Origin of the sequence: Enterobacter cloacae complex sp. 370H10, assembly GCF_050031535.1 — a bacterium.
Lineage (GTDB): Bacteria > Pseudomonadota > Gammaproteobacteria > Enterobacterales > Enterobacteriaceae > Enterobacter > Enterobacter intestinihominis.
Window position 1 is genome coordinate 2,207,314 of the sequence record NZ_JBLGWG010000001.1, and the last position, 16,802, is coordinate 2,224,115.

The following is a 16,802-nucleotide window of genomic DNA, read 5'->3' on the forward strand; positions in this document are numbered from 1 at the left end:
TTAAAAGTGAACCCTATGAAAATACTATAGACGCGACGGCGAGAAAGTGGGAGTAAAATCAGCGTGCTACATTCAGGAAAGATAAAAGTGGCTGGCGATGAGCGCGCATAAAATTAGCAGGATAAGAATGAACTCAAACCGATAGCGCCGCAGCATACGCCCTCCGGATAAAAAACCGGCGCTGACCGCAATCCCGTTCAGCGCCGGTTTACCAACGTGCCCCGAAGGGCACGGTTAAGCTTGTACTCTTACGCTGCTGGCTGTGCAGCAGGTTTAGCCGCTTCGTGTTTTGCCGCTTTTTTGTGATGCTTTTTAGCCGCCTGGGCTTTCTGCTCTACCGCAGGTTTTGCCGCTTTTTTGTGATGCTTTTTCGCGGCCTGGGCTTTCTGTTCTGCCGCTGGTTTAGCCGCTTTGTGATGTTTTTTATGGTGAACCGTTTTGGCCGGAGCAGCGGTGGATGCCGCAGGCGCTGCGGTGGCGGTAGTTTCAGCCGCGAATGCAGCGGAAGAAAGACCCATAGCAGCGGCAACAACCAGAGCTAATACTTTTTTCATTTTCATACCCTCGAATTTGGTTTTTCATTTAACCCCACTGCGGGGCCGTTGAAATAACTATATCCCTGTAAATTCGGGGTTTCCGTGAGTGATTGGTATCGGCGTGTAACCATATGTACAACGCCGGGGTGGCCCCCGGCGCGTTTGGTTACAGGTAGCGGGACGTCAGGTGTTCGCGGAAGTAGCGGATATTCAGATCTTCACCCGTGGCCTGGGTGATGAGCTGCGACGTGCTGAAACGGCTGCCGTGCTGCCAGATATTCTGACGCAGCCAGTCAAACAGCGCCGAGAAATCGCCCCCGGCAATGGATGCCTGCAACCCGGGCAGCGCAGTTTTGGCGGCATGGAACAGCTGTGCCGCATACATTGCCCCCAGCGTGTAAGACGGGAAGTAGCCAAAACCGCCGTCGGTCCAGTGGATGTCCTGCATACAGCCGTTGCGGTAGTTATCTTTGGTGGATAATCCAAGCCAGGCCTGCATTTTCTCATCCCATAACGCGGGGATATCATCCACTTCAATTTCGCCATTGATCAGCGCGCGCTCAATCTCATAGCGCAACACCACATGCGCCGGATAGCTCACTTCATCTGCATCAACGCGGATGTAGCCCGGCTTCACGCGCTGATTCCAGGCAATAAAATTCTCTTCACTGAATGCCGCCTGGCTGCCGAAACGGGCATGGACCGCCGGAAGCAGATGCTTCAGGAAAGCCTCACTGCGGCCCAGCTGCATTTCAAAAAACAGACTCTGGGATTCATGGATCGCCGTAGAGCGCGCCAGCGCAACGGGCTGACCGGCCCACGCTCGCGGAAGGTTTTGCTCGTAGCGGGCATGTCCGGTTTCGTGGATCACGCCGAAAAGCGCGCTGAGCAACTCGTCTTCATCGTAACGCGTGGTGATACGCACATCTTCCGGAACGCCGCCGCAGAACGGGTGGGCGCTAACGTCCAGACGACCGCCGTTAAAATCGAAGCCAAGCATTTTCATCGCTTCCAGGCCCAGCTCGCGCTGGGTGGCGGTGGGGAAGGGACCCTGTGGCGGAACGAACGATCGTTGAGCCTGTTTTTCCACAACCTTTGCCAGCAGCTCCGGCAGCCAGGACTTCAGATCGCCGAACAGCACATCCAGGCGAGCGCTGGTCATGTCGGGTTCAAAGATATCCAGCAGCGCGTCGTAAGGCGTGCAGTCTTTAGCCTCAGCGCGCAGGCGGGCTTCTTCACGACTGAGTTTCACCACCTCTTTCAGGTTGGCTGAAAAGCCCTGCCAGTCGTTGGCCGGACGCTGAGTACGCCAGGCGTGTTCACACCTGCTGCCCGCCAGCGATTTGGCCTCTACCAGCGATTCCGGCAGTAAAGTGGCCTGCTGGTAGTGGCGCGTCATTTCACGCAGGTTGGCCTGCTCAACGTCGTTCAGATCTTCTTCTGCCGCCGCCGCCAGCCATTCACCCACTTTTTTATCGGTCAGGATCTGATGTTGCAGGACGCTCATCTCCGCCAGCGCTTCACCGCGCGCGGCGCTGCCGCCGGGCGGCATCATGGTAAACATGTCCCAGCTGGCGATGGAGGAGAGGTGAGAGAAGCGGGAGAGACGCTGGAAGGTGCGGGTGAGTTGTTGATAGTTATTGTTTTTCATGAAGTCCTCGTGTCTGAATCAGCCGATGACAAAAATTAGCATCGGCTCGATTTAAACACGAAGAGGGCTGAATGTTAATGCAATCGTTTATGCAGGCTCGCGCCCACCAGCAGTGCCGCACACAACATCAGCGCGATAAATCCGCCCACGCCGTTCCAGCCGTAGTTATGCCAGAACACCCCGCCGAGAGTCCCGGCAATGCTGGAACCGAGATAGTAACTGAACAGATACAGAGACGAAGCCTGACCTTTAGCGCGGCGCGCGCGTGGGCCAATCCAGCTGCTGGCAACAGAATGCGCGGCAAAGAATCCCGCAGAGAAGAGCAGCATTCCGGCAAAAATCAGCCACAGGGAAGAGAAAAGCGTCATCAGCAGTCCGAACAGCATCACGGCGGTGGACACCAGCATCACCGGACCACGGCCGAAGCGCGCGGTCATGGCGCCCGCTTTTGGCGAACTCCATGTCCCGGTGAGATATGCCACAGAGAGCAAACCCACCAATGCCTGGCTAAGATGCCACGGTGAAAGCATCAGCCGGTAGCCAATATAGTTAAACAGCGTGACAAATGACCCCATCAGCAGGAATCCCATCAGAAATAGTCGCGGCAAACCTTTGTCGCGCCAGTGCAGACGGAAGTTGATAAACAGTGTTTTCGGACGCAGGGAAGTCGGGCGGAAATGGCGCGATTCCGGCAGGATTTTCCAGAACATTAGCGCCGAAGCGAGGGCGAAGCAGCCGATTACGGCCAGCGCAATGCGCCAGTTAAAGAAATCGGTAAACACACCGCTGAGCAGGCGTCCGCTCATCCCGCCGATAGAGTTCCCGCTAATGTACAGCCCCATGGAGAAGGCCACGAAACTCGGGTGGATCTCCTCGCTGAGATAGGTCATCCCGACCGCCGCCACGCCGCTGAGGGATAACCCAATCAGCGCGCGCATGACCAGAATGCCGTGCCAGCTGGTCATCATGGTGGACAGCAAGGTACACACGGAGGCCAGCATTAACGCCGTTACCATGACCTGCTTACGCCCGATGGCATCTGAAAGTGGCCCGGTGAACAGCAGACCGATCGCCAGCATCCCGGTTGAAATGGAGAGCGAAATACTGCTGCTGGCTGGCGACACGCCAAATTCATGCGACAGGACCGGCAGGATCGGCTGAACGCAGTAGAGCAGGGCGAAAGTGGCGAGACCCGCTGAAAAGAGCGCCAGCGTGACGCGCATAAACTGGGGGGTACCACGTTTTATAAACTGAACCGGCTGCGGTACTGCGGGTAAATCATCAATGTCGCTGGCCGGCGCGATATCAACGGTCGTTGTACGGCTCACACATAATCCTTGCTTAAACTTCCCCGTGGTTTCTGGTGACGGGTATGACCACAAGATTAGGGTAGGAAAATGTAAATATTCTGTCTAATATATTAATAATCTCAAATGATACTTTAAAAATATGAATATCGAGCTGCGCCATCTGCGCTATTTTGTCGCCGTCGCCGAAGAGCTCCATTTTGGTCGTGCTGCGGCAAGGCTGAATATCTCCCAGCCACCGCTGAGCCAACAGATCCAGATCCTTGAGCAGCAGGTTGGGGCGCGTCTGCTGGCGCGAACCAACCGCAGCGTGAGCCTGACGGCGGCGGGAAAACAGTTTCTCGCCGATAGCCGGCAGATCCTGAGTATGGTGGTGGACGCCGCCGCCAGAGCGGAACGGCTTCATCTCGGGGAGACGGGAGAGCTGCGCATCGGGTTTACCTCGTCGGCCCCCTTCATCAGCGCTGTTTCACAAACGCTATCCTCGTTTCGCAGTAACTTTCCGGATGTGCATATTCAGACGCGCGAAATCAATACCCGGGAGCAAATATCGCCGCTTAATGAAGGATCGCTCGACCTGGGGCTAATGCGTAACACGCAGTTGCCTGATACCCTGGCGTGGCAGGTGATCCTCCGCGAACCGCTGATGGCGATGATCCCCCGGGATCACCCGCTCGCCGCGCAGCATAGCGTCACGCTGGCTGAACTGGCGAAAGAACCCTTTGTATTTTTTGACCCACAGGTGGGTACCGGATTGTATGACGATATTCTTGGTCTGATGCGGCGATATGGCCTTGTCCCGACTATCGCGCAGGAAGTGGGGGAAGCCATGACGATCATTGGTCTCGTTGCCGCAGGACTTGGCGTGTCGATTCTTCCGGCCTCGTTTAAACGGGTACAACTGCCGGAAATGCGCTGGGTGAATATTGCCGAGCAGGATGCGGTCTCGGAGATGTGGCTGGTGTGGTCTAAACATCATGAACAGAGCCATGCGGCACAGCGTTTCAAAGAACAATTAATTACCGCTTCTCACGGGCGTTATTTATAGGGAAAAGCGGGCGAAAATGTGCAGTAAATCACATGGCTAAGTAAAAATTTGACGTCAGCCATTGAAGTGCTTCACCATAGCCCTCAGTTTATTTCGAAGCTCGAAAATAAGGGAGTACGAGGTGGTTGCTGATAGTCAGCCAGGGCATATCGATCAGATCAAGCAGACCAACGCGGGCGCCGTTTATCGCCTGATTGATCAGCTGGGTCCGGTTTCGCGTATCGATCTTTCGCGCCTGGCACAACTGGCACCCGCCAGTATTACCAAGATTGTCCGCGAAATGCTGGAAGCCCATCTGGTTCAGGAGACAGAAATTCAGGAGCCGGGCAGTCGTGGCCGTCCGGCGGTAGGGCTGGTGGTGGAAACGGAAGCCTGGCACTACCTGTCGCTGCGAATTAGCCGCGGGGAAATCTTCCTCGCGCTGCGCGACCTCAGCAGCAAGCTGGTGGTGGAAGACCGGCTGGAACTCCCGCTCGATGCAGAGCAACCACTCCTCGATGCCATTCTGACCCATATCGACCAGTTCTTTATTCGTCACCAGCAGCGCCTTGAACGTTTAACGGCGATTGCCATCACCCTGCCGGGAATTATTGATACCGAAAATGGCATTGTGCACCGCATGCCGTTTTATGAAAACGTCAAAGAGATGCCGCTGGGCGACGTGCTGGAAAACCACACCGGTGTGCCGGTCTACATTCAGCATGATATCAGCGCCTGGACGATGGCGGAGGCGTTGTTTGGCGCTTCCCGGGGCGCGCGCGACGTGATTCAGGTGGTGATTGATCATAACGTTGGCGCAGGTGTGATCACCGACGGGCGTCTGTTGCATGCTGGCAGCAGTAGCCTGGTGGAGATTGGCCATACGCAGGTCGATCCGTACGGAAAACGCTGCTACTGCGGTAATCATGGTTGTCTGGAGACGATTGCCAGCGTCGAAAGCGTGCTGGAGCTGGCGCAGGTGCGGCTCAGCCAGTCAATGAGCTCCACGCTGCACGGTCAACCGTTGAGCGTCGAGGCATTGTGCACTGCGGCAAGGCAGGGCGATCTGCTGGCGAAGGACATCATTACCGGCGTGGGCAATAATGTCGGGCGCATTCTGGCCATTATGGTGAACCTGTTTAACCCGCAAAAAATACTGATCGGCTCCCCGCTCAGCCAGGCGGCGGATATCCTCTTCCCGGCGATTTCCGCCTGCATCAACCAGCAGGCGCTTCCCGCGTACAGTAAAAACATCGTGGTGGAAAGTACGCAATTTTCCAACCAGGGTACGATGGCTGGCGCCGCGCTGGTAAAAGATGCGATGTACAACGGCTCGTTACTGATTCGTTTGCTTCAGGGCTAACTCTTTTCCATAGATGTACGAAAAATTGCGCTATCTCAAGCCGGGTAGCGCACGCTTCCCGTAGACTTTCCCCACTGAATTATTTACCTGGTTTATATTTTTTGAAGCATACCCAAGAGGTGGAATGAGTCATGCTTAAGCGTTTCTTTATTACTGGTACGGATACGTCTGTCGGGAAGACCGTCGTATCCCGCGCGTTACTTCAGGCCCTGGCGGCAAGCGGTAAACGCGTTGCAGGATACAAGCCGGTAGCAAAAGGCAGTAAAGAGACGCCAGAAGGGCTGCGCAATAAGGACGCCCTGGTTCTGCAAAGCGTCTCGTCTCTGGAACTGCCTTATGATGCCGTCAATCCCATCGCGTTAAGCGAAGAGGAAAGCAGCGTTGCTCACAGCGGGCTTATCAACTACAGTCTGCTTTCTGATGGCCTGGCAAATCTGAGTGAAAAGGTTGATCACGTTGTCGTTGAAGGGACCGGTGGCTGGCGCAGCCTGATGAACGATTTACGTCCCCTTTCCGAGTGGGTGGTGCAGGAGCAGCTGCCGGTGATTATGGTCGTGGGCATTCAGGAAGGGTGCATCAACCATGCCTTGCTGACGGCGCAGGCTATCGCTAATGACGGCCTGCCACTGATTGGTTGGGTGGCGAACCGTATTAACCCGGGCCTTGCGCACTACGCAGAAATCATCGACGTGCTGAGCAAAAAGCTACCTGGCCCGTTGGTAGGCGAACTGCCTTATCTGCCCCGCGCCGAGCAGCGCGAATTAGCGCACTATATCGATCTCTCGGCTTTCGGCGGTATGCTGGCCGTAGATCGAGTCGTGGCGTAGCGTTCTCGACAATACCGACGCCACAACACAGGCAACCAGCAAACCGGGAAGTAAAAAATACTGCCCGGTCATCTCACATACCATCAAGGCCGACATGATTGGCGCATGCGTTGTGGCGGCGAGCAGCGTCGCCATACCCGCCAGCCCAAGCAGGATCGCCGTCTCAGAGCCAGGAAACCACAGCGCAAAGATCTGCGCAAACAGCATTCCCGTTGCCATACCAACGAACAAGGTTGGCGTAAACACGCCTCCCGGTGCGCCGGACCCGCTGCTTGCCAGCACCGCCAGGAGCTTGCAGATAAAGACGCCGGCAATTACCGACAGCAGCGGCGGCGACTGCAAAAACGCCTGAACCACGCTATAGCCATTCCCCCATACCTTCGGCGTCAGCAGCGACAGCAGCCCGACGATCAGACCACCCAGCGCCAGCTGCCAAGGCGGTGATAGTTTGAGACGCAGAAACAGAGAATGGCTGAAAGCCATTAGCCACATCAAAAGCGGGCCGCACAGCCCAGCCAGCAGACCCACGCCAACGATCAGGAAATAATCCACCGCCGTAAGCATCTCGCTGAGATGGACATCATAAAGTGTATTCGCGCCGGGACTTAACAGGCGCGTGGTCAGCAGGGCCACCACAGCGGCAATCACCACCGGGCCGAGGGAGGCCAGCATCAGCGTGCCAAACAGGATCTCTGCGATAAACAGGCTGCCCGCCAGCGGCGCATGATAGGCGCTGGCCATCCCGGCGGCGGCACCGCAGGCGATCCACAGTTTCCATTCGGATTTCGGCGTACAACGTTGTGCAAAAAAGGAGGCAGCGAGGGCGGCAAGCAGGATCATGGCGCCTTCCCGGCCGATGGCGCTGCCGCTGGCGACCACCAGCAACGAGGCGAGGGATTTCACCAGGCTGGCGCCGTAATCAAACTGGCCATCACCCGTTTCCAGCGCCTCCATATAATCGGTCGGGGCATGGGGACGTTGGGCCGTCATGCGCTGCCATCCCCACAGTAGCACTCCCGCGGCCAGACCACCCAGCGCAGGCGTCAGCGCCCGCCGCCAGGGCGATAACGCGGCAGCGGCGTTCACCAGGCTTCCGCTTTCGTTGCTGAGAAACAACCACTCCAGCAGATACATGCTGTGGCGGAACACCGCAACGGCCAGCGCTGCCAGCACGCCGGTGACGGTAGCAATCAGGAGACGGCGAAACATCGCGCGGATGTCGGGGTATGCGTGAAGACGTTGCATGAAGTCGTGATTAACGGGGACGATACGATATTGTGGCGGGAAAACGTGAGGTTAGCAAAAGGTATGCGTGCGGAAAAAGGCCGGGCAGTACCCGGCCTGAATGCTTAACTCTCGCTATGAATATTCAATGCCCGGCGCGTACGCCCGGAACTCAAATACTCCGCAATATAATCCTGGGATATCTCGCCGTTATAGCGTCCGTCCTCGTCCACAATCGGCATCCAGCTGGTGTTGCTCTCATACAGGCGAGAAAGCACCACGCGCAGGTTATCCTCGGCCTTACCTGTCATGCGGAACGGATGCAGAATATCACCGCAGCTGCCGCTGGCATTACGCGCTTCGCGGCGCTTCACAAAGCCCAGCGGTTTGCCGAGATCATCAACCACGGTAATGGCGCGAATATCGTTGTCATCCATGGTGGCGAAGGCCTCTGGCAGCGGCGTCGATTCGCGTACCGTAATCGTCGGCTGCTGGTCGGTGACGTCGCCCGCGGATACCAGCAGCAGGCGTTTCAACGTCCGGTCCTGACCAACAAACGAGCCGACAAACTCATTGGCGGGTTTCGCCAGCAGCTCGTCCGGGCTGGCGCACTGAACAATACGCCCCTGACGGAAGACGGCAATACGGTCGCCCAGCTTCAGCGCTTCGTCAATATCGTGGCTCACCAGCATCACGGTCTTTTTCAGCTTGCGCTGCATCTCCAGGAACTGGTTCTGGATCACCTCACGGTTAATCGGGTCAACCGCGCCGAATGGTTCATCCATCAGCAGGACCGGAGGATCCGCTGCCAGCGCGCGGATGACGCCGATACGCTGCTGCTGACCGCCGGACATTTCGCGCGGATAGCGGTGAAGGAATTTATGTGGATCCATTGCCACCATATCCATCAGCTCTTCGGCACGGGATTTACAGCGTGCTTTGTCCCAGCCCAGCATGCGCGGCACGACGGTAATGTTCTCTTCGATAGTCATGTTCGGGAACAGGCCAATCTGCTGGATCACGTAGCCAATGTTGCGGCGCAGGGTCACGGTGTCCATCCCGCTGGTGTCTTCGCCGTTAATCAGGATCGTCCCGCTGCTTGGCGTAATGAGACGGTTAATCATCTTCAGGGTAGTGGTTTTCCCGCAGCCGGACGGGCCGAGCAGCACGCACATTTCCCCTTCAGGCACGTTCAGATTGACGTTGTCGACGGCCTTAAACGTCTGGCCGTGCTTCTGTGAAAATTGTTTGGTGAGGTTTTCCAGTTTTATCATTATCGAATCCCCTTCGGAGTCAGTACCACCTGCAAACGGTGCAGCAACCAGTCGAGCACAATCGCTAAAAGACAAATCATCAGCGCGCCCGCAATTAACATACGAATATCACTCCCGCCAATACCGTTAAGCAGCAGCAGGCCCAGACCGCCCGCGCCAATCACGGCAGCAATCGCCATGACGCCGATGTTCATCACCACGGCGGTGCGGATGCCGCCAAAAATGACCGGCAGCGCCATTGGGATTTCCACCCAGCGCAGACGCTGCCAGAAGGTCATGCCGATGCCGCGTCCCGCTTCGCGCAGGCCGGGTGGCAGGCTGTCGAGCGCCGTGTGGGTGTTGCGCACAATCGGCAGCAGTGAATAGAGGAACACCGCCGTAATCGCGGGCAGGGCGCCAATGCCCTGACCGATCAGCGAAAAGAGCGGGATCATCAGGCCGAAAAGCGCAATTGACGGGATGGTGAGCACAATGGTGGCAATCCCCAGCACCGGCGTTGCCAGCCATTTATGGCGGACAATTAAAATGCCCAGCGGCACGCCAATAACAATCGCCATGCCCACGGCGAGTGCCACCAGCCAGAGGTGTTGCAGCGTCAGGGTTAAGAGATAGTCCCAGTTGTCGAGAATATAGTGAATCGTCTCCATAGCGCCTCCTACAGCAACTGTTTGCTACGCAGGAAATCACGGGCGACCTGCTGCGGTGACTGATGGTCGATATCCACCTTCTTATTCAGTTCGGTGATAACGTCGTTGTTGAGCTGGGCTGAGAGGGTATTCAGCGCCTCCTCCAGCCCCGGGTTAGCCTCCAGCGTGTCTTTTCGAACAACTGGCGTCACGGCGTAACTCGGGAAGAAGCCTTTATCGTCTTCCAGCACTTTAAGATCGAAGCCCTTCACGCGCCCGTCGGTGGTGTAGATCAGCCCGGCATCGACAAACCCGTCGCGCACCGCGTTATAGACCAGCCCCGGATCCATCTGGCGGATCTGCGGGCGGTCCAGCTCCATGTTGTAGGCCGCCTGCAACGGTTTCATCCCGTCGCTACGCCCGGCAAATTCCAGGTCAAGGCCCAGCAGCCAGTTGTTATCTGGATCGGTTTTACGGATCTGCTCAATCTTTGCCACCATCTCAGACATGGTATTGATATGTTCAGCCTCGGCGCGCTTGCGCTGCATGGCAAAGGCATAGGTATTGTTCATATCGGCAGGTTTAAGCCACACCAGACCGTGCTTTGCGTCGAGGCGTTTCACCGTCTCGTATGACTCCTGCGGCGACATGCGTTTGTTGATATGGTTGAAGATGATCAGCGACGTGCCGGTGTACTCCCAGGTCATATCAATCTGCTTGTTAATCATCGCGTTACGGGAAATCACCGTCGCAATATTAGTCTGCGGCTGCACCTGAAATCCTTTCTTTTGCAGATACTGTACGGTCATGGCCGAGAGAATGTGCTGCTCGGTAAAGCTCTTTGTTGCCAGGATCAGCGGCGCGGCGAGCGCCTGGCTGGTGAAGAGCGCGGCGGCGCACAGCGCCGTCAGGCCGGAAAACAGTCTCATAGAAGCTCCTTGTTATAATTATCGCGCGAGATGCGGGCTCAGTAGTCGACCCAGTGCCGCCAGCAGCGTATCCAGAATCAGGGCGAACAGGGCGGTGGCCGCCGCGCCCAGGATCAGCGTCGGGAAGTCATTCAGATAGATCCCCGGGAAAATCAGCTCGCCGTAGCTGCTGGCGCCAATCAGGAATGCCAGCGGTGCGGTACCGACGTTAATCGCAGTGGCAATGCGAATACCGGAAAGCATCACCGGCCAGGCGTTAGGAATTTCGACCTGATGCAGGCGCTGCCATTTGGTCATGCCGATGCCGTTTGCCGCTTCCAGCAACGACGCGGGAACAGAGCACAGCCCGGCATAGGTGTTACGCACAATTGGCAGCAAAGAAGCGAGAAAGAGGGCGATAATGGCCGGTTTATCACCGATGCCAATCACCACCATCGCCAGCGCCAGAACGGCCAGCGGCGGCAGGGTGTTGCCCACGTTAAAGATTTGCATCACGTATTCGGCGATACCCCGTGCCGCCGGACGGCTCAGCAGAATACCGCTTGGAATGCCCACCAGCAGGGCAAAGAACATTGATGAAAAGACCAGAATCAGGTGCTGTTGACCGAGGTAGAGCAGGTCAACCTGGCGCGCCTTAATTGTCTCCAGTCCAATTCCCCAGGTGAGGAGAGCGAGGACCACGATAATCGCGCCGACAAAAAGCAGCGAACGTTTAAGTAATGGGTGCATTGCGGTGTGTCTCCCTGTGCGCATGCGTTATAGCAACCACCTGTTGCGGTTGCCTGTTGTTATGCCATGTTTCGGCAGGGGTACTTCACCTATAGCAAGCGAAACGGAAGGGTTCCAGCAAAGGGGGTAAAACAGTAACCCTATGAAATTAGTGACAACCTGAGTTAAGCCTTATGGCGTAAGGGCTGTCAGTGGGAAGGCAGAATAGTCTTAAAGAAGCACGCCTCAAGTGACAACGTCACTTGAGGCGTGCTGATCACCCTATCGACTAAGCGCGGCGCGTACCTTTCGAACGCGCCACGAGATACGAACGATTGAAAAGGCGGCGATAAACACCAGCATCAGGCCCAGTGCCAGCATCGCGTGGAATCCAAACTCTCTGAAGAGGATCAGCCCCGCAATCCCGCCGGTAATAAACGAGAAAAGGGTGGTTAAATGGGTTTTGAGCTGGCTCTTTTGCGCGGCCGTGTCTTTGGAATAATCCCGGCGCAGCATGGCGACCATAACGGAGGCCAGCGAAATGCCGGCATCGGTCAGCGTACCGGTAATGTGCGTGGATCTCACCCGACCGCCGGAAAGCTGAGTTGAGGTGGAGTTATGAATTCCCATCAAACCGCACAGGAAAAGAATAATCTCCTGATTCGTGGCGAAGGAGTGAAAATACATTTCATAAAGGGATACCCCGGCAAGTAATAGCCCTTCAACAAATAAAACCTGGCTGAATATCAGCCTGACGTTATGGATAATTCCCCAGATAACAATAATCCGCGCAACAATGGCGCCAGCGACAAACGACAGAATAATGGCGCCAAAAAAAAGAATATCACTGAGATCGGTGGAGGAAACTTCGCTGGATAACTGCGATGTATTACCCGTCATATGAGAGGGGAAAAAGCCGAACGCGCCCAGCGCAATGGCATTCAGCAGTCCCGCGGAGGTCGCCAGCCAGAGTGCAAGACGACGATCCTCCTGATGCGTTCGTTCTTTCTTTAATTTAATCAGCAAAGAATACCTCCAGTTTGAGCTTTGCCTGACTTCTCAAGCTAACAAAGCGATGTCGCCGACTGACCAGGATATTGCTTAATTATTATTTCAACGGGAGGTATTCGAGGTTTTGTAATTAAATAAAATAACCCTGTTAATATAATGCCTTATTGCTAATGCCACGAGCAGACTGACGGGCAAAAATACCGTCCCAGTGTGCACGCCCGCTGTAGCGGTATGGGATTTGATTCAGTGTAGACATAGGTGTCATTCACGACGATGAGAAGAGATGCCCCCGTGATTTCCGGGGGCTTAGAGTGTTATTTCAGACTGGTTTTGAAGAACTGCTCAAACTGCGCGAACGGGATTTTTCCTGCGACGTTATCGTAGAGATCTACATGGTTTGCACCGGGAACAATCACCAGCTCTTTCTCTTTGCTGCCGACGGCCTTGAACGCATCCTCCGCAAAATAACGAGAGTGTGCGTTTTCACCGGTCACAATCAGCGTTGGGATAGTGATCTCCCCGGCATAGCTCAGCAGCGGCATATTCATAAAGGATAACGGCATGGTCGCAGTCCACGCGCCGGTGGAGTTTACGGAACGGGCATGGAAACCGCGCGGCATACGGTAGTAATCATAGAACTCTTTCAGTACCGGATGCGGATCGGTGGGCAGTGCTTCCGGCAGAATGCGCTCGGCCGCCGTCACCTTGCCATTCTCATCGACATTAATATCGTGGCCGCCATGGGCGAAAGTGCCGCTTTCAGCATCTTTCCAGCGCTGCGCGTTCAGATACTGCAACACGGCCCGACGATCGGCCGCTGAATAGCGATCTTTCCCGTTGCCCACGCCGTGACCCATCGCGCGGCTCATATCGTACATTACGCTGGTGGCGACCGCCTTCACGCGGGTATCCATGGATGCCGCGTTCAGCGCCATACCGCCCCAGCCGCAGATACCAAGAATGCCGATACGGTTACGGTCGACTTCTTTCTGTAACCCCAGGAAATCCACAGCGGCGCTAAAGTCTTCGGTGTTGATGTCAGGGGAGGCAACGTTACGCGGCTGGCCGCCACTTTCCCCCGTGTAGGATGGATCGAAGGCCAGGGCCACGAACCCCTGCTCAGCCAGAGTCTGGGCGTACAGACCGCTGGATTGTTCTTTAACCGCACCGAACGGCCCACTGACGGCTATCGCCGCCAGTTTCTGGTCGCCGTGGTTCCTGGGAATGTACAGATCGCCCACCAGAGTGATCCCGTACCGGTTCTGGAACGTCACTTTGCGGTGGTTGACTTTATTGCTCTCGGCGAAGGTTTTATCCCAGGTTGTCACCATCGAAACGGGGGCGTTAGGATTTAGCGTTTCTGCATAACTCATTGTTGTCACTCCACTTAATGATGCACATAACAGCAGCGCAACGGGCAGTTTTTGGGTGAATGTTTTCATAAGAGGTACCGTGTGTTGTTGTAATGAGGCCATTATAGTTAGCAGAAATAGTGCTGATTAGAGGCCAAAAGCTGCTAGGATTAATATCATTTTGTTATGAATTGACGAGGCATGATGGCGAAGCGGGAAAACTATAATGAGCTGTATCTCTTTATGCAGGTGGTGCGGGAGGGAAGCTTCACGGCAGCCGCACAGCGGCTCGGGCTGGCGCAATCCGGGATCAGCCGATCGGTTCGCGAGCTGGAAGAGCGGCTGGGCGTTCAGCTTCTGGTGCGTACTACGCGCAAGCTGTCGCTGACACACGCCGGGGAACAGCTTTACCAGACCGCCGGTTCCGCCTTTGATGCGCTTGATACCGGGTTGACCAGACTGGCGCATTACCGCCAGACGCCGTCCGGCACGGTGCGCATTAATGCCAGCCAGCACGCCATCGAGAAATGTCTGCTGCCAAAGCTCGCTATCTTCAAACAGCGTTACCCGGATATCCGTCTGGAATTGATGAATGAGAGCCGGTTCGTGGATATCATTGCCGAGCGATTCGACGCGGGCGTCCGGCTGGGGCCGGAGGTGGGACAAGGAATGATTGCGGTGCGCATCACGCCCGATATGGAGATGGCTGTGGTTGCCGCCCCGGCGCATTTTCGGCGCTATGGTTTCCCGCATACGCCCGCCGATCTGGATGCTCATCCCTGCATTGCCTACCAGTTTGCCGACGGTAACCACTATCAATGGGAGCTTGTTCAGGACGGGAAGCGAGTTACGCACCGGCCTGAGGGGCAATGGGCCTTTTCCGACAGCTACATGGAGGCTGAAGCGGCCCGGCTGGAACTCGGGCTGGCCTATGTCCCGGTTGAGCTGGTGTCTGACGATCTGGAGCGTGGCACGCTTATACGCGTCTTACAGCGCTACAGCCTGCGGATGGACGGGCTTTACCTCTATTATCCGCACCGCAACGTGTCCCCGGCGCTGAGAGCGGTTATTGATACGTTGAAAATTTAAGGCAGCCTCTGCTCGACGGTCTATACAGCTCCTGGGTTTGTGGTACGCTACTATTTTATATAGCGCTGCTTAATTAAGGCAAAGAAATGACAAAAATAACGCCAGAATATACGGCTGTAGACTTATCGAGTTGGGCAAGGAAAGAACATTTTGAAGTCTTTCAGAGCTTTGCTCAATGCACGATTAACCAAACGGTTCAGCTGGATATCACTGCGCTGCTGAAGCATATCAAACAGGTTGGCTGGAAATTTTATCCTTCGATTATTTCCCTTATTTCGACAGTCGTTAACCGCCATTCTGAGTTCCGTATGGCTATGAAGGATAATGAGCTTGTAATATGGAATGAGGTGCATCCCAGCTATACCCTTTTCCATAAAGAGACGGAGACGTTTTCATCATTATGGAGTCACTTCGACGGGAATATTCATCACTTTCAGAACGTTTATGCAGAAGACGTTTCTCGCTATGGTGATAATCTTGCCTACTGGCCCAAAGAAGAGTACCGGGAAAATATATTCTTCATATCGGATATTCCGTGGGTCAGTTTTACCAGTTTTAATATCAACGTGGCTAACATGCAGAACTTTTTTGCGCCCATGTTCACGTTTGGAAAATACTTTAACCAGGATGGAAAAGTCTTGTTGCCTTTCGCCGTTCAGGTTCATCATTCTGTCTGTGATGGTTTCCATGTGGCCAGACTAATCAACGAGTTGCAAGAGTTGTGTGATAATTTACCGCACTATTAAGCCGCGAGCCGTTTCCGGCCCGCGGCAGCAGGACAGGTGATGAGTCGTTCTGACGATCAGGCGGCTTTGACGGCCCGGATTTTTTTGCTGCTATCCGCCTCTGGCGCTGTTTTATCCGTTGCAGCATTGAGCTCGGGAAGCTTGCTGGTACGCAGGATATGCTGCACGGACTCTTTCTGCTCGGCAAGATACAGACCAAGGTTTTCCGCCTGCGTTTCATCCATCTGCATTCCGCTTTGCAGCAGCCAGTCGGTGAACGCTTCTGCCATGTCGAGCAGTTTGTCGTGAGCGTCAGCCTCTTTCTTACTGGCAAAAGTCATTTTCTCTTCACCTTTTCTTACGACCACGAATTTTGTTTCAACAGCCATTTTGCACCTCCAGCACTGTAATTATATACAGTATAGCAGTTCCGGATCTGCGTTGCAGCAAAAATGTCCGAACCTGGCTTACACAACGGATGTACAAGCCAGGAGCTGCTATCGGTACAGCGTTTTTTCTGCAATCGGGATCAGCAAAGTGGACTGCCATTCTGCCAGCGTCAGCTGGGCAAGTTTACCCAGCGCCGTATAGAACGGATGGGCCGCGTTTTCAACGAATACGCTAAGGAAACGCGTGCTCCACGGCAGCAGATGCCAGGCCATAAGCTGGTCGCGTTCTGTGTCGCGACCGTTCTCGGCAAGCCATGCCGCCAGCATCAGCAACGTTCCGAAGTGATCTTCCGGCTCATTCTGCTGCATCTCAAAGGCGATATGGTTTTCACGCATCCACTGGCGCAATGCAAGGGTCGAATCGCCAAACAGCACGGACTCGCGATCGAGCCAGACGGAGCCCCACGGGGGGGCGGGCAGGGCATACGGGCCAATAAACAGACGCTGCCAGGCGTCTTTCAACGCTTCGTCCGACGGGTTCTTAAACATACTGGCCACGGGCTGCAGGCTTTCCTGCGCCAGCGGCCAGTCCTGCACCCAGTCACCTGCGGTCAGGGCACTCACCAGCGGTGCGGTCTGCTCGCTGTCAGGGGCAAAATAAAACAGCGCGCCCAGTACCCGGGCGCTGAACGCGAACGATTCGCGGTGTGAGACGTCATTCATTACAACTTTCCTTACTTGTGCGCGGGGGTAGCCCGCGCACC

18 protein-coding genes are annotated in these 16,802 nt (G+C 55.5%); 5 read left to right on the forward strand and 13 right to left on the reverse strand.

What is annotated here, in order from left to right:
* Window positions 1-72: 72 nt before the first annotated feature.
* The 4 genes from ACQG2Q_RS11020 to ACQG2Q_RS11035 form a co-directional block, all read right to left on the reverse strand.
* Complete coding sequence (locus ACQG2Q_RS11020; RefSeq protein WP_057979992.1) at window positions 73-156, reverse strand: hypothetical protein; 84 nt, start codon at window positions 154-156, stop codon at window positions 73-75.
* Window positions 157-248: 92 nt separating this feature from the next.
* The gene (gene asr, locus ACQG2Q_RS11025; protein WP_003857459.1) at window positions 249-554 is read right to left on the reverse strand and encodes an acid resistance repetitive basic protein Asr; all 306 of its coding nucleotides are present in this window, start codon (window positions 552-554) and stop codon (window positions 249-251) included.
* Window positions 555-702: 148 nt separating this feature from the next.
* Complete coding sequence (locus ACQG2Q_RS11030) at window positions 703-2,187, reverse strand: carboxypeptidase M32 (protein ID WP_045621647.1); 1,485 nt, start codon at window positions 2,185-2,187, stop codon at window positions 703-705.
* A 74-nt stretch (window positions 2,188-2,261) separates the two neighbouring features.
* Entirely contained in the window at window positions 2,262-3,515 is a 1,254-nt protein-coding gene (locus tag ACQG2Q_RS11035; protein ID WP_063849263.1) for an MFS transporter, read from the reverse strand.
* 121 nt (window positions 3,516-3,636) lie between these two features.
* On the opposite strand from ACQG2Q_RS11035, the gene ACQG2Q_RS11040 reads away from it, so the two are divergent.
* From ACQG2Q_RS11040 to bioD, 3 genes are all read left to right on the forward strand, one after another.
* Window positions 3,637-4,542 (forward strand): LysR family transcriptional regulator, encoded by a 906-nt coding sequence (locus tag ACQG2Q_RS11040; protein WP_022647965.1) that lies wholly within the window; start codon window positions 3,637-3,639, stop codon window positions 4,540-4,542.
* A gap of 121 nt (window positions 4,543-4,663) precedes the next feature.
* Window positions 4,664-5,884, forward strand: a complete 1,221-nt coding sequence (mlc, locus tag ACQG2Q_RS11045; protein WP_022647966.1) for a sugar metabolism global transcriptional regulator Mlc — start codon at window positions 4,664-4,666, stop codon at window positions 5,882-5,884.
* 131 nt (window positions 5,885-6,015) lie between these two features.
* Window positions 6,016-6,711 carry a dethiobiotin synthase gene (gene bioD, locus ACQG2Q_RS11050; RefSeq protein WP_015570628.1) on the forward strand — a complete coding sequence of 232 codons (696 nt, stop codon included), beginning with the start codon at window positions 6,016-6,018 and terminating at the stop codon, window positions 6,709-6,711.
* On the opposite strand, the gene clcB is transcribed toward bioD, so the two are convergent.
* From clcB to ACQG2Q_RS11085, 7 genes are all read right to left on the reverse strand, one after another.
* Window positions 6,646-7,956: a voltage-gated ClC-type chloride channel ClcB gene (gene clcB, locus ACQG2Q_RS11055; RefSeq protein WP_023299996.1), complete on the reverse strand. Its 1,311-nt coding sequence runs from the start codon at window positions 7,954-7,956 to the stop codon at window positions 6,646-6,648. The genes bioD and clcB overlap by 66 nt on opposite strands.
* Window positions 7,957-8,060: 104 nt before the next feature.
* On the reverse strand, window positions 8,061-9,209 hold the full coding sequence (gene osmV / locus ACQG2Q_RS11060; RefSeq protein WP_022647969.1) for an osmoprotectant ABC transporter ATP-binding protein OsmV: 1,149 nt from the start codon (window positions 9,207-9,209) through the stop codon (window positions 8,061-8,063).
* The gene (gene osmW, locus ACQG2Q_RS11065; RefSeq protein ID WP_063148135.1) at window positions 9,209-9,856 is read right to left on the reverse strand and encodes an osmoprotectant ABC transporter permease OsmW; all 648 of its coding nucleotides are present in this window, start codon (window positions 9,854-9,856) and stop codon (window positions 9,209-9,211) included. The genes osmV and osmW overlap by 1 nt, the downstream gene beginning before the upstream one ends.
* Before the next feature lie 8 nt (window positions 9,857-9,864).
* Window positions 9,865-10,764 carry an osmoprotectant ABC transporter substrate-binding protein OsmX gene (gene osmX / locus ACQG2Q_RS11070; RefSeq protein ID WP_017694085.1) on the reverse strand — a complete coding sequence of 300 codons (900 nt, stop codon included), beginning with the start codon at window positions 10,762-10,764 and terminating at the stop codon, window positions 9,865-9,867.
* Window positions 10,765-10,782: 18 nt separating this feature from the next.
* Window positions 10,783-11,493: an osmoprotectant ABC transporter permease OsmY gene (gene osmY / locus ACQG2Q_RS11075; protein ID WP_022647971.1), complete on the reverse strand. Its 711-nt coding sequence runs from the start codon at window positions 11,491-11,493 to the stop codon at window positions 10,783-10,785.
* 261 nt (window positions 11,494-11,754) lie between these two features.
* Window positions 11,755-12,498 carry a YoaK family protein gene (locus ACQG2Q_RS11080; RefSeq protein WP_063849261.1) on the reverse strand — a complete coding sequence of 248 codons (744 nt, stop codon included), beginning with the start codon at window positions 12,496-12,498 and terminating at the stop codon, window positions 11,755-11,757.
* A 299-nt stretch (window positions 12,499-12,797) separates the two neighbouring features.
* The gene (locus tag ACQG2Q_RS11085) at window positions 12,798-13,925 is read right to left on the reverse strand and encodes an alpha/beta hydrolase (RefSeq protein ID WP_071881490.1); all 1,128 of its coding nucleotides are present in this window, start codon (window positions 13,923-13,925) and stop codon (window positions 12,798-12,800) included.
* A 114-nt stretch (window positions 13,926-14,039) separates the two neighbouring features.
* Here ACQG2Q_RS11085 and ACQG2Q_RS11090 point away from each other — a divergent pair, with 114 nt between their 5' ends.
* The gene (locus ACQG2Q_RS11090) at window positions 14,040-14,924 is read left to right on the forward strand and encodes a LysR family transcriptional regulator (protein WP_096216882.1); all 885 of its coding nucleotides are present in this window, start codon (window positions 14,040-14,042) and stop codon (window positions 14,922-14,924) included.
* Window positions 14,925-15,010: 86 nt separating this feature from the next.
* The gene (catA, locus tag ACQG2Q_RS11095) at window positions 15,011-15,670 is read left to right on the forward strand and encodes a type A chloramphenicol O-acetyltransferase (RefSeq protein WP_023300000.1); all 660 of its coding nucleotides are present in this window, start codon (window positions 15,011-15,013) and stop codon (window positions 15,668-15,670) included.
* Window positions 15,671-15,726: 56 nt separating this feature from the next.
* Here catA and ACQG2Q_RS11100 read toward each other — a convergent pair whose 3' ends face one another.
* Both ACQG2Q_RS11100 and dmsD read right to left on the reverse strand, forming a co-directional pair.
* Window positions 15,727-16,038 carry a YebG family protein gene (locus tag ACQG2Q_RS11100; protein ID WP_022647976.1) on the reverse strand — a complete coding sequence of 104 codons (312 nt, stop codon included), beginning with the start codon at window positions 16,036-16,038 and terminating at the stop codon, window positions 15,727-15,729.
* Between the two features lie 108 nt (window positions 16,039-16,146).
* On the reverse strand, window positions 16,147-16,761 hold the full coding sequence (dmsD, locus tag ACQG2Q_RS11105; protein WP_032624331.1) for a Tat proofreading chaperone DmsD: 615 nt from the start codon (window positions 16,759-16,761) through the stop codon (window positions 16,147-16,149).
* Window positions 16,762-16,802 lie beyond the last annotated feature (41 nt).

What these genes read in the sequence shown, in the direction of transcription:
- ACQG2Q_RS11020 (WP_057979992.1), bottom strand. Translation starts at nt 156, where the DNA reads ATGCTGCGGCGCTATCGGTTTGAGTTCATTCTTATCCTGCTAATTTTA.
- asr (WP_003857459.1), bottom strand. Translation starts at nt 554, where the DNA reads ATGAAAAAAGTATTAGCTCTGGTTGTTGCCGCTGCTATGGGTCTTTCT.
- ACQG2Q_RS11030 (WP_045621647.1), bottom strand. Translation starts at nt 2,187, where the DNA reads ATGAAAAACAATAACTATCAACAACTCACCCGCACCTTCCAGCGTCTC.
- ACQG2Q_RS11040 (WP_022647965.1), top strand. Translation starts at nt 3,637, where the DNA reads ATGAATATCGAGCTGCGCCATCTGCGCTATTTTGTCGCCGTCGCCGAA.
- bioD (WP_015570628.1), top strand. Translation starts at nt 6,016, where the DNA reads ATGCTTAAGCGTTTCTTTATTACTGGTACGGATACGTCTGTCGGGAAG.
- clcB (WP_023299996.1), bottom strand. Translation starts at nt 7,956, where the DNA reads ATGCAACGTCTTCACGCATACCCCGACATCCGCGCGATGTTTCGCCGT.
- osmV (WP_022647969.1), bottom strand. Translation starts at nt 9,209, where the DNA reads ATGATAAAACTGGAAAACCTCACCAAACAATTTTCACAGAAGCACGGC.
- osmW (WP_063148135.1), bottom strand. Translation starts at nt 9,856, where the DNA reads ATGGAGACGATTCACTATATTCTCGACAACTGGGACTATCTCTTAACC.
- osmX (WP_017694085.1), bottom strand. Translation starts at nt 10,764, where the DNA reads ATGAGACTGTTTTCCGGCCTGACGGCGCTGTGCGCCGCCGCGCTCTTC.
- osmY (WP_022647971.1), bottom strand. Translation starts at nt 11,493, where the DNA reads ATGCACCCATTACTTAAACGTTCGCTGCTTTTTGTCGGCGCGATTATC.
- ACQG2Q_RS11085 (WP_071881490.1), bottom strand. Translation starts at nt 13,925, where the DNA reads ATGAAAACATTCACCCAAAAACTGCCCGTTGCGCTGCTGTTATGTGCA.
- ACQG2Q_RS11090 (WP_096216882.1), top strand. Translation starts at nt 14,040, where the DNA reads ATGGCGAAGCGGGAAAACTATAATGAGCTGTATCTCTTTATGCAGGTG.
- catA (WP_023300000.1), top strand. Translation starts at nt 15,011, where the DNA reads ATGACAAAAATAACGCCAGAATATACGGCTGTAGACTTATCGAGTTGG.
- ACQG2Q_RS11100 (WP_022647976.1), bottom strand. Translation starts at nt 16,038, where the DNA reads ATGGCTGTTGAAACAAAATTCGTGGTCGTAAGAAAAGGTGAAGAGAAA.
- dmsD (WP_032624331.1), bottom strand. Translation starts at nt 16,761, where the DNA reads ATGAATGACGTCTCACACCGCGAATCGTTCGCGTTCAGCGCCCGGGTA.